Annotated in this window: 13 protein-coding genes; 6 read left to right on the top strand and 7 right to left on the bottom strand. The window is 62.3% G+C overall.

The window, feature by feature from the left end:
* The first annotated feature begins 9 nt into the window (after positions 1–9).
* The gene (locus HNO86_RS15800) at positions 10–297 is read left to right on the top strand and encodes a DUF3509 domain-containing protein (protein WP_175377874.1); all 288 of its coding nucleotides are present in this window, start codon (positions 10–12) and stop codon (positions 295–297) included.
* Between the two features lie 173 nt (positions 298–470).
* Here the strand turns inward: HNO86_RS15800 and HNO86_RS15795 are convergent, their stop codons facing one another.
* Complete coding sequence (locus tag HNO86_RS15795) at positions 471–1439, bottom strand: TIGR02285 family protein (protein ID WP_175377873.1); 969 nt, start codon at positions 1437–1439, stop codon at positions 471–473.
* Entirely contained in the window at positions 1393–2592 is a 1200-nt protein-coding gene (locus HNO86_RS15790) for a CaiB/BaiF CoA-transferase family protein (RefSeq protein WP_175377872.1), read from the bottom strand. The genes HNO86_RS15795 and HNO86_RS15790 overlap by 47 nt, the downstream gene beginning before the upstream one ends.
* Before the next feature lie 148 nt (positions 2593–2740).
* Between HNO86_RS15790 and HNO86_RS15785 the strand changes: the two genes are divergently transcribed.
* The 3 genes from HNO86_RS15785 to HNO86_RS15775 all read left to right on the top strand — a co-directional run bounded on the left by HNO86_RS15785 (position 2741) and on the right by HNO86_RS15775 (position 6417).
* Positions 2741–3283, top strand: a complete 543-nt coding sequence (locus tag HNO86_RS15785; RefSeq protein WP_175377871.1) for a YaeQ family protein — start codon at positions 2741–2743, stop codon at positions 3281–3283.
* 66 nt (positions 3284–3349) lie between these two features.
* Complete coding sequence (recJ, locus tag HNO86_RS15780; protein ID WP_175377870.1) at positions 3350–5059, top strand: single-stranded-DNA-specific exonuclease RecJ; 1710 nt, start codon at positions 3350–3352, stop codon at positions 5057–5059.
* Between the two features lie 251 nt (positions 5060–5310).
* Entirely contained in the window at positions 5311–6417 is a 1107-nt protein-coding gene (locus HNO86_RS15775) for an NADH:flavin oxidoreductase/NADH oxidase (RefSeq protein WP_175377869.1), read from the top strand.
* A gap of 190 nt (positions 6418–6607) precedes the next feature.
* On the opposite strand, the gene glpD is transcribed toward HNO86_RS15775, so the two are convergent.
* The 3 genes from glpD to glpK form a co-directional block, all read right to left on the bottom strand.
* On the bottom strand, positions 6608–8146 hold the full coding sequence (gene glpD, locus HNO86_RS15770) for a glycerol-3-phosphate dehydrogenase (protein WP_175377868.1): 1539 nt from the start codon (positions 8144–8146) through the stop codon (positions 6608–6610).
* 285 nt (positions 8147–8431) lie between these two features.
* Positions 8432–9187 carry a DeoR/GlpR family transcriptional regulator gene (locus tag HNO86_RS15765; protein WP_175377867.1) on the bottom strand — a complete coding sequence of 252 codons (756 nt, stop codon included), beginning with the start codon at positions 9185–9187 and terminating at the stop codon, positions 8432–8434.
* A gap of 86 nt (positions 9188–9273) precedes the next feature.
* Entirely contained in the window at positions 9274–10779 is a 1506-nt protein-coding gene (gene glpK, locus HNO86_RS15760; protein WP_175377866.1) for a glycerol kinase GlpK, read from the bottom strand.
* 294 nt (positions 10780–11073) lie between these two features.
* Here glpK and ybaK point away from each other — a divergent pair, with 294 nt between their 5' ends.
* Both ybaK and HNO86_RS15750 read left to right on the top strand, forming a co-directional pair.
* Positions 11074–11544, top strand: a complete 471-nt coding sequence (gene ybaK / locus HNO86_RS15755) for a Cys-tRNA(Pro) deacylase (protein WP_175377865.1) — start codon at positions 11074–11076, stop codon at positions 11542–11544.
* Positions 11545–11635: 91 nt separating this feature from the next.
* Entirely contained in the window at positions 11636–12418 is a 783-nt protein-coding gene (locus HNO86_RS15750) for a PhzF family phenazine biosynthesis protein (protein ID WP_175377864.1), read from the top strand.
* 78 nt (positions 12419–12496) lie between these two features.
* Here the strand turns inward: HNO86_RS15750 and HNO86_RS15745 are convergent, their stop codons facing one another.
* Both HNO86_RS15745 and argF read right to left on the bottom strand, forming a co-directional pair.
* On the bottom strand, positions 12497–13606 hold the full coding sequence (locus HNO86_RS15745) for an ABC transporter ATP-binding protein (RefSeq protein WP_175377863.1): 1110 nt from the start codon (positions 13604–13606) through the stop codon (positions 12497–12499).
* The gene (gene argF / locus HNO86_RS15740) at positions 13603–14523 is read right to left on the bottom strand and encodes an ornithine carbamoyltransferase (protein WP_175377862.1); all 921 of its coding nucleotides are present in this window, start codon (positions 14521–14523) and stop codon (positions 13603–13605) included. The genes HNO86_RS15745 and argF overlap by 4 nt, the downstream gene beginning before the upstream one ends.
* Positions 14524–14719 lie beyond the last annotated feature (196 nt).

The following is a 14719-nucleotide window of genomic DNA, read 5'->3' as shown; positions in this document are numbered from 1 at the left end:
GTGATCGAGATGGAAAGTATCAGTCTCTTGCTCGGTGAGGCTCTGAGCCCGTACCAGGTGACATTGACCCCGTCAGGCCTTCAGGGCGAATGCCGGGTCACATTGATGAATGCCAGCGGCATCAAAGTGGTCGAGCGCCAGTTCAGTCAGTACCAGTTGACCGACAAGCGTTCGCTGACCGACGTGGTCGATGGTCTGCATCGCGACGTTCTGATCGCCGAAGGGCGCCTGGAACCCTGTGTGATTGCGGCGATGCGCAATGCCGCGCAGGACAAGTTGGTGGCCAGCCGAAATTGAATTGTCATTTTCACGAAACTTCCTGCAATCAGGTCAGTCAGACCCTATAACAGCAGGATCAAGCATTGTGCTCCGGTGCTTGTAGCTTGCTGCTACGGGTCTTGATTACGGACCTTGTTTAACCCCGAGTCGTCTCCCCACTTCTCGGGGTTTCTTTTTGCCCGGCGTGTCCTCTATTGCGCCGCTTGCTCGGCGAAAAACGCACGGGCCGCCTCCAGGTATTCGCTGCGACTGTCCGGGTCGAGCCAGGCGGCGTAGGCCTCGCTCAGCTGATCCCGGGGCAGGGCGTGCAGCAGTTGATTGATCTCAGAGATGACCTGCCGACCTTGTGGAGTGTCGGTGCAGCCGATATAGCCGGACAGGTATTTGCCGGTGCCGCGAATCGGATAGAACTGCAAGTCATCCTCGGCAATGCCTCGCTGCTGGGCCTGATAGCGGATTTCCGGACGATAGCCCAGCAGCAGTTGCAGGCGTCCCAGGCGCTGCATCTGTAGCAGGCTGCCCAAGGCCTCGTTGCCGTAGTGGAGTGTCAGGGTCTGGGGTGGCGCCTGCTTGAGCAGGGTATCCAGGTATTCGCCGTAGTTTCGCTCGGCGACGATGCCCAGAGTCAGGCTGCCGGTGGCGAGCAGGGCCGCCAGATCCACCTCGCCGTCCTTGATAAAAGGCAGCAACAGATCACGATCGACGCGCCGTACCGCCAGACCGTTGCTCATGGCGCGAAATACCGGGATGGAAAAGACAATCCAGGTTTCCCGTTCCTTGCTCCAGTTCAGTGCCGCATCGCAGGTCAGAGATGGCTCGTGGAGCATTTGCAGGCCGCGCGCGCGGTTGACCCGCAGGACGCTGTGCCGGTACTGCGGCAGGTCGGCGATCAGCTGGGTCAACAACTGATCGATGATGCCCTGGCCCTTTTTCGGACCCTCGAAAATAAACAGCGGCGGCAGATCACGCTTGAGCCAGATCAGGGTCGGCTTGGGTTGCGCCATTGCCGAAGACATGAGCACAGAGATCAGCAACGCACCCAGCAACGCACAGATGGCCCGTGCGCTCGGCGACAGGCCGCGCTGAATGCCGCGCGCAATCAAACGCCCGAGCTCAGATGGCCCCGTCCTTGCGCAGTTGTGTGATCTGCGACGCGTCATAGCCAAGTTCCTGGAGTACCTGTGTGTTGTGCTCACCCAACTGCGGTCCGACCCATTCACAATCTCCGGGAGTCTCTGAGAGTTTCGGCACGATTCCCGGCATCTTGAAGCCTTTGCCATCTGGCAGCTTGGCTTGCAGGAACATTTCCCGTGCCAGGTATTGCGGATCGTTGAACATGTCTTCGGCGCTGAAGATCCGGCTGGCGGGCACGTCGGCCTGGTTCAGGTGCTCGAGCACCGTATCCAGCGGCAGCGAGTTGACCCAGCGATCGATGATCCCGTAGAGCTCGTCGCGACGGCTGTCACGGCCGTCGTTGCTGGCCAGGGTCGGATCATTGGCCAGGTCTTCGCGGCCGATGATCAGCATGAAGCGCTTGAAGATTGCATCGCCATTGGCGCCGATCTGCACGTGCTTGCCGTCGGCGCTGGTGTGAATGGAAGAGGGCGTGATGCCGGGCATGATGTTGCCGGTGCGCTCGCGGATGAAACCGAATACGTCGAACTCCGGGACCATGCTTTCCATCATGGCGAAGATCGCTTCATACAGCGCCACGTCCACCACCTGGCCCTGGCCGCCGTTGACCTCGCGGTGACGCAGCGCCATCAGCGCGCCGATCACGCCCCAGAGCGCAGCGATCGAGTCGCCGATGGAAATGCCGGTGCGCACCGGTGGACGGTCCTCGAAGCCGGTGATGTAGCGCAGGCCGCCCATGGATTCGCCGACGGCGCCGAAGCCTGGCTGATCTTTCATCGGGCCGGTCTGGCCGAAACCCGAAAGCCGCACCATCACCAGTTTCGGGTTCAGGGCATGCAGGGTTTCCCAGCCAAGGCCAAGCTTTTCCAGCACGCCGGGACGGAAGTTCTCGATCAGAATGTCCGCTTCGCTCAGCAGCTTTTTCAGAATCGCCAGTCCGTCCGGGTGTTTAAGGTTCAGGGTCAGGGACTTCTTGTTGCGCGCCTGCACGAACCACCACAGCGAAGTGCCTTCATACAGCTTGCGCCATTTGCGCAGGGGGTCGCCGCCGTCCGGAGACTCGATCTTGACCACATCGGCGCCGAATTCCGCGCAGATGCGCGAGGCGAACGGGCCGGCGATCAGCGTGCCCAGTTCGATGACTTTGAGGCCGGAAAGCGGTTTGGCGGTGAACGACATACAAGATCCTGTAGGACAAAAGGCTGAGCGAGTAGAGACTTTTAACATAGCCGACTGTCAGGCGCTCACGGTAGATCGCCATCAACTCGATGATTGCCCGTCGCATCGGTTAGACTTGCCGCCTTTCCCCGTCTCAAGAAGCCCGTTCATGGCCCAGCCGTCCACGACCTACAAGTTTGAACTGAACCTCACCGACCTCGACCGCAATGTCTACGAGAACGTGAAGCAGACCATCGCCCGTCACCCTTCGGAAACCGAAGAGCGCATGACCGTGCGTCTGCTGGCCTACGCCCTCTGGTACAACGAGCAGCTGTCGTTTGGCCGTGGTCTGTCGGAAGTGGATGAACCGGCCCTGTGGGAAAAAAGCCTGGATGACCGCGTTCTGCACTGGATCGAAGTCGGCCAGCCCGATGCCGAGCGCCTGACCTGGTGCTCGCGTCGCACCGAGCGCACCAGCCTGCTGGCCTACGGCAGCCTGCGCGTCTGGGAAGGCAAGGTGGTGCCGGCGGCGAAAAGCCTGAAGAACGTCCACATCGCCGCGGTGCCGCAGGACGTGCTGGAAACCCTGGCCAAGGACATGCCGCGCGTCATCAAGTGGGACGTGATGATCAGCGAAGGGACGATCTTCGTCACCGACGACCGTGGTCAGCACGAAGTCCAGTTGCAGTGGCTGGCCGGCGAGCGCGGTTGATCGCTCGCTTTCCCCATGCATCATCCTGTTTGATCCCCAGTACTTGAGAGAAGCACCTGTCACCCCATGCGTATCGAACCCCGCCAGCTGCCCGACACCCTGCCGTTCCTCGGTGATATCCCGCCTCTGCTGACCCGCCTGTATGCGGCGCGAGGCGTGCAGTCCGAAGCCGAACTGGACAAGAGCCTGGCGCGGTTGATTCCGTTCCAGCAACTCAAGGGCATCGAGGCGGCGGTGGATTTGCTGGTGGTGGCGCTGGAGCAGCGCCAGCGCATCCTGATCGTCGGCGACTTCGACGCCGACGGCGCGACCGCCAGTACGGTCGGCACCCTGGGCCTGCGCCTGCTCGGTGCGGCCCATGTCGATTACCTGGTGCCGAACCGCTTCGATTATGGCTACGGCCTGACCCCGGAAATCGTTGCGGTGGCGCTGGAGCGTCAGCCACAGTTGCTGATCACCGTGGACAACGGCATCTCCAGCGTCGAAGGCGTGGCGGCGGCGAAGAAGGCCGGGCTCAACGTGCTGGTCACCGACCACCACTTGCCCGGCGACGAGCTGCCGCTGGCCGATGCCATCGTCAATCCGAACCAGCCGGGCTGCGAGTTCCCGAGCAAGGCGCTGGCGGGTGTCGGGGTGATTTTCTACGTGCTGATGGCCTTGCGCGCGCGGTTGCGCAGCCTGGGCTGGTACGAGAACCGGCCGCAGCCGAACATCGGTGAATTGCTCGATCTGGTGGCCCTGGGCAGCGTCGCCGACGTGGTGCCGCTGGATGCCAACAACCGGATCCTGGTGCATCAGGGCCTGGAGCGGATTCGTGCCGGACGCGCACGACCGGGGATAAAGGCGATCCTCGAAGTGGCCAAGCGTGACCATTCACGCATTACCTCCACCGATCTGGGGTTCATCGTCGGCCCGCGCCTGAACGCGGCGGGGCGTCTGGATGACATGAGCCTGGGCATCGAATGCCTGCTCACCGAAAACTCCGGTCTGGCCCGGGAAATGGCCGCCCAGCTGGACGGCATGAACCAGGACCGCAAATCCATCGAGCAGGGCATGCAGCGCGAAGCCATGGCGCAGCTCAAGGATCTGCCGGTGGAATCGATGCCGTTCGGCCTTTGCCTGTTCGATCCCGAATGGCACCAGGGGGTGATCGGTATTCTCGCCTCGCGCATGAAAGAGCGTTATTTCCGCCCGACCATCGCGTTTGCCGATGCCGGCGACGGCCTGCTCAAGGGCTCGGGGCGTTCGGTGCAGGGCTTTCATATCCGCGATGCCCTGAGTGTGGTGGCCGCGCAGCATCCGAACCTGATCACCAAGTACGGTGGCCACGCCATGGCCGCCGGCCTGACCTTGCCCGAAGCCAATTTCCCGCTGTTCGCCGAGGCCTTCGATGCCGAAGTGCGCCGGCAATTGCGCGAAGAAGACCTGACCGGCCGCCTGCTGTCGGATGGCACCCTGGCGGTCGAGGAATTTCACCTGGAGCTGGCCCGGGCGCTGCGCCATGCAGGGCCCTGGGGCCAGCACTTCCCCGAACCGCTGTTTCACGGGGTGTTCCAGTTGGTGGAGCAGCGGGTGGTCGGCGAGCGGCACCTCAAGGTGGTGCTGCGCAGCGAATGCGGCTCGGTGAAGCTCGACGGCATCGCTTTTGGCATCGACCGCGAGGTCTGGCCGAACCCGACCATCAAGTGGGTGGAGCTGGCCTACAAGCTGGACGTCAACGAGTTTCGCGGCAACGAGACCGTTCAGCTGATGATTGCCCACATCGAGCCGCGCTGACCGTTTTTGCTTTTGTGGTGAGGGGGCAAGTCCCCTCGCCACAGCTTCTGAATGACTTTTGAATCGATCGCTCCAATCTGAACCCTCCCTCATCCCCCGATGTCGACTAGGCTCTAAGCACTGCTTGATTATCCTTGTGACGTCTTGTCCAATTTTTTGCCCGCGGGGGCGGGTGCTTCGCCTTTTTCCTGTCACTCGTCGACTTTTCAAACAGAACCCTGGAGCCTGACCACTGATTTGAGAGGTGCCCCATGAGTCTGCTGCTTGAACCCTTCACCCTTCGCCAACTGACCCTGCTCAACCGCATCGCGGTATCGCCGATGTGCCAGTATTCCAGTGTCGATGGCCTGGCCAATGACTGGCATCTGGTTCACCTCGGCAGTCGCGCCATTGGCGGCGCGGGACTGGTCTTTACCGAAGCCACGGCGGTCACCGCCGACGGGCGCATCACCGCGCAGGATCTTGGTCTGTGGAACGATGAGCAGATCGAACCCTTGCAACGCATTACCCGCTTCATCGCCGCTCAAGGCGGTGTCGCCGGCATCCAGCTGGCCCATGCGGGGCGCAAGGCCAGCACCTACCGACCCTGGCTCGGCACCCATGGCAGCGTGAAACCCGCTGATGGCGGCTGGCTGCCGGTCGGCCCGTCACCGATCGCTTTCGACCCGGAACACACCAAACCCAAGCAGCTGGAAGAAAGCGAGATCGCCGACCTCATCCAGGCCTTCGTCGACGCGGCCAAACGTGCGCTGATCGCCGGTTTCAAGGTGGTGGAAGTGCACGCGGCCCATGGTTATCTGCTGCACCAGTTCCTGTCGCCTCTGAGTAATCAGCGGCGCGACCAGTACGGCGGTTCATTCGAAAACCGCATCCGTCTGGTCTTGCAGGTCACCGAAGCGGTCCGTGCGGTGTGGCCGCAGGAGTTGCCGCTGTTCGTGCGGGTATCGGCCACCGATTGGGTGGAGGACGGCTGGAACCCCGATGAAACGGTCGAACTGGCGCGCCGTCTGAAGGCGCTGGGCGTGGACCTGATCGATGTGTCCTCGGGCGGGACTGCGGTCAACGCGGAAATCCCCACCGGGCCGGGCTACCAGACCCGTTTCGCCGAACGGGTGCGCAAGGAGTCAGGGATCGCCACCGGCACCGTGGGCATGATCACCGAACCGGCGCAGGCCGAGCACATCCTGCGCACCTGCCAGGCGGACATCATCTTCCTCGCCCGCGAACTGCTGCGCGATCCGTACTGGCCGCTGCATGCGGATGATGATCTGGGCGGACGCAAGGCGGTGTGGCCGGCGCAGTACCAACGGGCGACCCACCGAGACCAGCCGATCCATGAGTCGGATCTGCGGGACTGATCGAGCGCAAAGAGCGCTTGATTAACAGATCGAACAGGCAACACGGTCACTGTGGCGAGGGGGCTTGTCGAAACGTCGCACCGCCCCGTTGGGCTGCGAAGCAGCCCCAAAAGATAGGACTGCTGCGCAGTCCAACGGGGGTAAACCCCCTCGCCACAGGTACGCGTTGACTGGCTTTCTGTAAGAACAATCAGGCCGCTTCGATCTTGCTGCGGTTCTGTTCGACCTTATTCAGGTAATCCTCGAGCTTGTCCTGCTCCGCCGCGGTGGTGAACAGGCCGAGTTTGCTGCGCCGCCAGAGGATGTCATGGGCAGTGGTGGCCCACTCTTCGCTGCACAGGTAATCGACTTCGCGGGTATAGAGACCGCCGCCGATGTGCTCACCCATATCGCCCAGGTCCTGCACGCCTTCGAGCATGCGCCAGGTGCGGCTGCCGTAGGTGGTGGCCCAGCGCCGCGAAATCTCGGTCGGGAGCCAGTCGTACTTGTCACGCAGCTGCGAGCTCAGCGCCTGCGGGGTGGTCATGCCTTCGCCGCCCGGCAGAGGCGCGCTGGCGGTCCAGCTTGGCTTGATGTGTTCGAAGTAGGGTGCCAGTTGCGCCAGCGCCGATTCGGCCAGCTTGCGATAGGTGGTCAGCTTGCCGCCGAACACCGACAGCAGCGGCGCTTCCTCTGCGCTGCCCGACAACGCCAGGGTGTAGTCGCGGGTGACGGCCGACGGGTTGTCGGACTCGTCGTTGCACAGCGGGCGTACACCGGAGTAGCTGTGCAGGATGTCGTCGCGGCCGATCTGCTTCTTGAAGTGGGCATTGACCACATTGAGCAGGTAATCGGTCTCGCCTTCGGTGATCGCCACGGCCGCCGGATCGCCGGTGTATTCGCGGTCGGTGGTGCCGATCAGGGTGAAGTGATTCAGGTACGGAATGGTGAAGACGATGCGCTGATCTTCGTTCTGCAGAATGTGCGCGTGCTCGCCTTCGTACAGTTTCGGCACGATCAGGTGGCTGCCCTGGATCAGGCGGATGCCGTAGGGCGATTCCATCTTCAGATCGTCGCGAATGAATTTCGCCACCCAGGGGCCGGCGGCGTTCACCAGCGCCTTGGCGCGGATCGAAAACAGGCTGCCGTCGGCGCGTTCCAGGTGCAGGTGCCACAGGCCCTTGGTGCGACGGGCGCTGACACAACGGGTCTGGGTGTGGATATGCGCGCCTTTTTCCCGGGCGGCCATGGCGTTGAGCACCACCAGGCGGGCATCGTCGACCCAGCAGTCGGAGTATTCGAAGCCCTTGGTGATTTCGCTTTTCAGCGCACTGTCCGGACCGAACTTGAGGCTTTTCGAACCCTGCAGCTGTTCGCGCTTGCCCAGGTTGTCATACAGAAACAGGCCGGCGCGGATCATCCAGGCCGGACGCAGGTGCGGGCGATGGGGCAGCACGAAGCGCATCTGCTTGACGATGTGCGGCGCCTTGGCCAACAGCACTTCGCGCTCGGCCAGGGCTTCGCGCACCAGGCGGAATTCGTAATGTTCGAGATAGCGCAGACCGCCATGGATCAGCTTGCTGCTGGCCGACGAGGTGTGGCTGGCCAGGTCGTCCTTTTCGCAAAGGAACACCGAAAGACCGCGACCGGCGGCATCGGCTGCGATCCCCACGCCATTGATCCCGCCACCGATGACGGCGATATCGTAGATCTCGGCAAGAGGGGGCACGGGCAAGGTAGAGGTGGGCATCGGCTAAGCCTCGGAATTCTTTGATGTTCGGTATTTGAAACCGAACAATAAATGTTCATTTGCGAAAATGTTAGCCGATAAATATGCACGCAGCCAGTCGCGTTCGATTGAAAAAACTCATCGAAAGGCGGTTAAAGGAAAATTATCGAAAAGAAATGCGCGCCACGCCCCTGTAGGAGCCGAGCTTGCTCGCGATGGACGTCAACGATAACGCGGGCTGTCAGAATGCCTGCGGTGTCTGGACGGGCATCGCGAGCAAGCTCGGCTCCTACAGGGGGGCGGGGGTTAGACGACTTCGAGGCGCACCTTGTGCTGGTTCAGCAGCTGGGTCAGTGCAGGGGAGGGTGGCTGGTCGGTGACCAGGCAATCGACCAGGCTGATCGGCCCAAGACGGATCATGGCGTTGCGCCCGAACTTGCTGGAGTCGGCGGCGAGGATCACCTGGCGAGCGTTGGCGATGATCGCCTGGGAAACCCGCACTTCCTGGTAGTCGAAATCCAGCAGGCTGCCGTCTTCGTCGATGCCGCTGATGCCGACCAGGGCGAAGTCGACCTTGAACTGATTGATGAAATCGACACTGGCCTGACCGACCACGCCACCGTCGCGGCGCACGTTGCCGCCGGTCAACAGCACGTCGAAATCGTCCTTGGCGCTGAGCATCGAGGCCACGTGCAGGTTGTTGGTGATGATCTTCAGGTGGCTGTGATTGAGCAGGGCGCGGGCGATGGATTCGGTGGTGGTGCCGATGTTGATGAACAGCGAGGCGTGATCGGGAATCTGTGCGGCGATGGCTTCGGCGATACGCTGCTTTTCATCGCGCATCTGATCGGCGCGCATGGCGTAGGCGGTGTTTTCGACGCTGGAGTCGTAAGCCGCGCCGCCGTGGTAGCGACGCAACAGATTGGCTTCCGCCAGTTGATTGATATCGCGGCGGATGGTCTGCGGAGTGACAACGAACAGCGTGGCCATTTCCTCGATGCTGACATAGCCGCGCTCGCGGACCAGTTCGAGGATTTGCTGCTGGCGGGGAGGCAGATTCATGGGGCGTCCTTTGGGCTGCCGTGCAAAATTTGCCCATGATGCCGCACGAATGGACTCCCTGCCAGTTACATCAGGGCCCGAATCGCTTATTCGGCGCCTTCCTGCGGCTCCCAGTCGCGGGTGCGGCTGACGGCTTTTTTCCAGCCGGCGTAGAGTTTTTCCTTCTCGGCTTCGTCCAGGGTCGGCTCGAATCGGCGCTCGATCACCGCCTTGCCGCGCAGTTCTTCCAGGCTGCCCCAGAAACCGCAGGCCAGGCCGGCCAGATAGGCCGCGCCCAGGGCCGTGGTTTCGCGCATCTTCGGCCGTTCGACCTGGGTGCCGAGGATGTCGGCCTGGAACTGCATGAGGAAGTTGTTCGCCACCGCACCGCCGTCCACCCGCAGGGCCTTGAGGCGTTCGCCGGCGTCCTGCTGCATGGCGTCGAGCACGTCGCGGGTCTGGTAGGCGATGGATTCCAGGGTCGCGCGGATGATGTGGTCCACGCGCACGCCACGGGTCAGGCCGAACAGGGCGCCCCGGGCATACGGGTCCCAGTAGGGCGCGCCAAGGCCGGTGAAGGCCGGGACCAGGTACACGCCGTTGCTGTCCTTGACCTTGCTGGCGAAGTACTCGGTGTCGTGGGCGTCATTGATGATTTTCAGCTCGTCGCGCAGCCACTGCACGGTGGAGCCGCCGTTGAACACCGCGCCTTCCAGCGCATAGGCCACTTCGCCACGGGGGCCGCAGGCGATGGTGGTGAGCATGCCGTGGCTGGATTTGACTGCCTTGGCGCCGGTGTTCATCAGCAGGAAGCAGCCGGTGCCGTAGGTATTTTTCGCCTGACCGGCCTCGACGCACATCTGGCCGAACAGTGCCGCCTGCTGGTCGCCGGCGATACCGCCGATGGCGATGCCGCTCTTGGTGCGCCCGTAGATTTGCGAGGAGGCTTTCACCTCCGGCAGCAGTTCCTTGGGAATGTCCAACAGCTCCAGCATCTTCGCGTCCCACTTAAGGGTGTGGATGTTGAAGAGCATGGTGCGTGAGGCATTGGTGTAGTCGGTGACGTGGACCTTGCCGCCGGTGAATTTCCAGATCAGCCAGCTGTCGACGGTGCCGAACAGCAGCTCGCCGTTGCGCGCGCGCTCACGGCTGCCTTCGACGTGGTCGAGGATCCACTTGAGTTTGGTCCCGGAGAAATACGGGTCGGTGACCAGGCCGGTGGTTTCGCTGATGTATTGCTCGTGACCGTCGCGCTTGAGCTGCTGGCAGATCTCGGTGCTGCGACGGCATTGCCAGACGACGGCGTTGTAGATCGGCCGACCGGTGTTCTTGTCCCAGACCACGGTGGTTTCGCGCTGGTTGGTGATGCCGATCGCCGCGACCTGATCGTGATGCAGACCGGCTTGCGCCAGGGCCTCGACCATCACCGCGCTCTGGGTGGCGAAGATCTCCATCGGGTCATGCTCGACCCAGCCCGCTTGCGGGTAATGCTGGGCGAATTCGCGCTGGGCAGTGCAGACCACATTCGCATCGCGATCGAAAATGATCGCCCGGGAACTGGTCGTCCCCTGGTCGAGGGCAATGATGTAGTTCTTGTTCTGTGTGTCGGTCATGTCGATTGCCTTGGACGGAAAAGGAAAAGCCAGGGTTCATAAACGAAAAAATATAGACAGGAAACGGGGCTGTCAAAGGTCGAAAGTGAACGCCCGGTCACTTTGAAAATTCACCTGCCTCCTGTAGGAGCTGCCGAAGGCTGCGATCTTTTGACTTTAAAGAGCAAGATCAAAAGATCGCAGCCTTCGGCAGCTCCTACAAGGGTGCATTGGTTAACCGGTGGAGCGTTTTATGGATCAATGTCCTAGAATCCGCCGCAGTGTTTTTCTACTGCCCACCCGTCTGGAGCTGTCATGACACCCGCGTTGGATTTGCTGAAAAAGGCTCGCGCCGAACACCGTGTGCACAGTTACGAGCATGACCCCAAGGCCGCGTCCTATGGGCTGGAAGCCGCGGAAAAGCTTGGCCTGGACCCGGCGCAGGTGTTCAAGACCCTGCTGGCGGCCAGTGAAAAGAACGAACTGCTGGTGGCCGTGGTGCCGGTGGGCGGCACGCTGGACCTCAAGGCCCTGGCCCATGCCGCTGGCGTAAAGAAAGTCGAGATGGCCGACCCCGCCGCCGCGCAGCGCTCGACCGGCTACCTGCTGGGCGGGATCAGTCCACTGGGGCAGAAAAAGCGCCTGCGGACCTTCATCGACAACTCCGCCCAACCCTTCGCGAGCATTTTCGTCAGCGCCGGTCGACGCGGCCTGGAGGTCGAACTGGCCCCGGCGGTGCTGGCCGAGCATACCCAGGCGAAGTTCGCCGACATCGGTCGCGCCTGAGCGCTCTGTATGGTGTAAAAAAGCCAGCTCTGTCACTGGTGGGTTTCAAACAACGACTTCATGCTCGGTGGCCTGACAAAGGGAGAATGTTATGCAGCTTGAGTTTCATCAGGTCGACGCGTTCAGCGATCGCGCCTTCAGCGGTAACCCGGCGATGGTCTATCGGCTGGACGCCTGGCTCGCCGACGAGTTGATGCAGAAAATTGCCGCCGAGCACAACCTGGCGGAAACCGCTTTCGTGGTGCGTGAAGGACTGGGCTGGCACATCCGCTGGTTCACCCCGACCACCGAAGTGCCGTTGTGTGGTCACGCGACCCTGGCCAGCGCCTACGTGCTGTTTGAAATCTACAAGGAACCGGTGGAGCGCCTGGACTTCACCTGCAAATCCGGTCCCTTGAGCGTGACCCGCGACGGTGGCCGGCTATGGCTGGACTTTCCGGCGATCGTGCCGTCGGAGCTGGGCGTGACTCAGGAGGTCGAGCGGGCGATTGGCACGGAGATCGTCGACGTGCTGGGTTCCAATGAATTGTTCGTGGTGCTGGAGTCGGAGCAGGCCGTGCTCGACTGCACGCCGGACATGGTCGCCCTGGCGAAGCTGCCTTGGCTGGGGGCGATCGTGACCGCCCGGGGCAGCAAGCACGATTTCGTCTCGCGCTATTTCGCGCCGGCCATCGGCATCAACGAAGACCCGGTGACCGGTTCGACCCATTGCAGCCTGATTCCTTATTGGTCCAAGCGCCTGGGCAAGTCGAGCCTGACGGCCTACCAGTGTTCGAAGCGGGGCGGTGAGCTGTTCTGCCGGCTGGAAGGGGATCGGGTGAAGATTGGCGGGAATGCGACGTTGGTGGCCAGTGGCAAACTGATGATCGCCTGAAACCTGCAGGAGCGAGCGGTGCGACGCCTTCGCGGGCAAGTCGAATCGTCGCACCGCTCGCTCCTGCGGGGTGTGGTGTCAGCTGGCGGTGCTGTAACGCCGCACACCGGACTCCACGCTCGGAATCTGCGCCGCCATGCTGCTGCTCGCCTGGAACAGCACCAGGTGTTCCGCCGCCACGCGTATCCCCACCTCGGCCCCGACCTGATGATCGACATGGCTGGGGAAGATCGACTCCAGCTGCGCGCCCGTGTGCATCTGCAGGCGGTAAAGCGTCGACGCACCCTGGAACGACTTGCCGACGATACGAGCCTTCAACGCGCTGTCCGGTGCATAAACGATATCGTCCGGACGCAGCAGCACATCCACCGCACTACCGACCGGCCAGGTGTAGGCCCGGTTGCCGCGCAATTCGCCGAGTTCGGTCTGCACCGACTCCGGGCTGCTCAACTGACCGCGAATGAAATAACCCTGACCGATGAAGCTGGCCACGTAAGGCGTCAGCGGCTCGTGATAGAGGTTGTAGGGCGTGTCCCACTGTTCCAGCCGGCCTTCCTTGAACACGCCGACGTGGTCACTGACCGCGAAGGCTTCTTCCTGATCGTGGGTCACCAGGATGGCGCTGGTGCCGCGGGCCTTGAGGATGTCGCGCACCTCGTGGCTGAGCTTGCGGCGCAGTTCGCCATCGAGGTTGGAGAAGGGTTCGTCGAGCAGCAGCAGTTGCGGCTCCGGCGCCAGGGCGCGGGCCAGGGCGACGCGTTGCTGCTGGCCACCGGAAAGCTCATGGGGATAGCGCTTGCCGAGGTTCTTCAGGTTGACCAGTTCCAGCAGCTCTTCGACCACGCGATCCTTTTGCGGATGCTTGCGAATGCCGAAGGCGATGTTGTCGGCCACGGTCAGATGCGGGAACAGCGCGTAGTCCTGGAACACCATGCCGATCCGGCGTTTCTCCGGCGCCAGGGTGAAGCCGGCGCTGGAGATGGTCTCGCCGGCCAGCTGGATATCCCCATCGTGCACCGGTTCGAAACCGGCAATGGCACGCAGGGTGGTGGTCTTGCCGCAACCGGAGGAGCCCAGCAGGCATCCGATGTCACCGGCGTTCAGGTGCAGATTGAGGTTCTGCACCACGCGTTGGTCCTGGTAACCGCAAGCGAGGTTGCGCAGGTTAAGCAGTAATGGCTGGCTCATGCGTGGTGGTACGCCGGCTCGACGAGGAACTCAAGCAGGGCCTTCTGCGCATGCAGGCGGTTCTCGGCCTGATCCCAGGCCACCGAACGCGGATCGTCCAGCAGGTCGACGCTGATCTCTTCGCCACGGTGAGCCGGCAGGCAGTGCATGAACAGCACGTCGCTGGCGGCCAGGTCGAGCAGGGCGCGGTTGACCTGGTACGGGGCGAACAGCTGCAGGCGCTTGGCGGTTTCCTCTTCCTGGCCCATGGAGGTCCAGACGTCGGTGCTCACCAGGTGGGCGCCGCGCACGGCATCCTTCGGATCGCGGACGATGGTCACGCGATCGCCGGCCTGGGCGAGGAATTTCGGATTCGGCTCGTAGCCTTCCGGGCAGGCGACACGCAACTGGAAGTCGAACTGGATCGCCGCTTCTATATAGCTGTTGCACATGTTGTTGCCGTCGCCGATCCAGGCCACGGTCTTGCCCTGGATGGAGCCGCGGTGTTCGAGGAAGGTCTGCATGTCGGCCAGCAACTGGCACGGGTGCAGATCGTCGGACAGGCCGTTGATCAGCGGCACGCGGGAATTGGCGGCGAATTCGGTCAGGGTGCTGTGGGCAAAGGTACGGATCATCACCACATCGAGCATGCTCGACATGACGATGGCCGCGTCGCTGATCGGCTCGCCGCGACCCAGCTGGGTGTCGCGCGGGGACAGGAAGATCGCCTGGCCGCCGAGCTGGATCATGCCGGCTTCGAACGAAATGCGGGTACGGGTCGAGGACTTCTCGAAAATCATCCCGAGCACGCGGTTTTTCAGAGGCTCGAACAGTACGCCGCGGTTACGCAGGTCCTTGAGCTCAACGCCTCGACGGATCACGCTGACCAGCTCTTCGGGCGTGCAATCCATCAGGGAGAGAAAGTGCCTTGCGCTCATCATTGACTACCTTTTTGCTACAAACCGCAGATGCTCAAAGCCTTGTTTTTCGGAACAACGGGCGAGACCTGCGGCGTAAGCCGCACGGGGCGACGAAATAGGGGAAGGCGCGATCTTATAATTAAATGTCGCGTCTTACCAATAGGGCTACGGTTATTAGGGGGATTTCAGAGGGGCTACGGGATATCCGCAGTAG

Source organism: Pseudomonas sp. C1C7, assembly GCF_013359595.1.
Lineage (GTDB): Bacteria > Pseudomonadota > Gammaproteobacteria > Pseudomonadales > Pseudomonadaceae > Aquipseudomonas.
The sequence above is the reverse complement of the archived record's forward strand: the minus strand, read 5'-3'. Positions and strand labels throughout refer to the sequence as shown.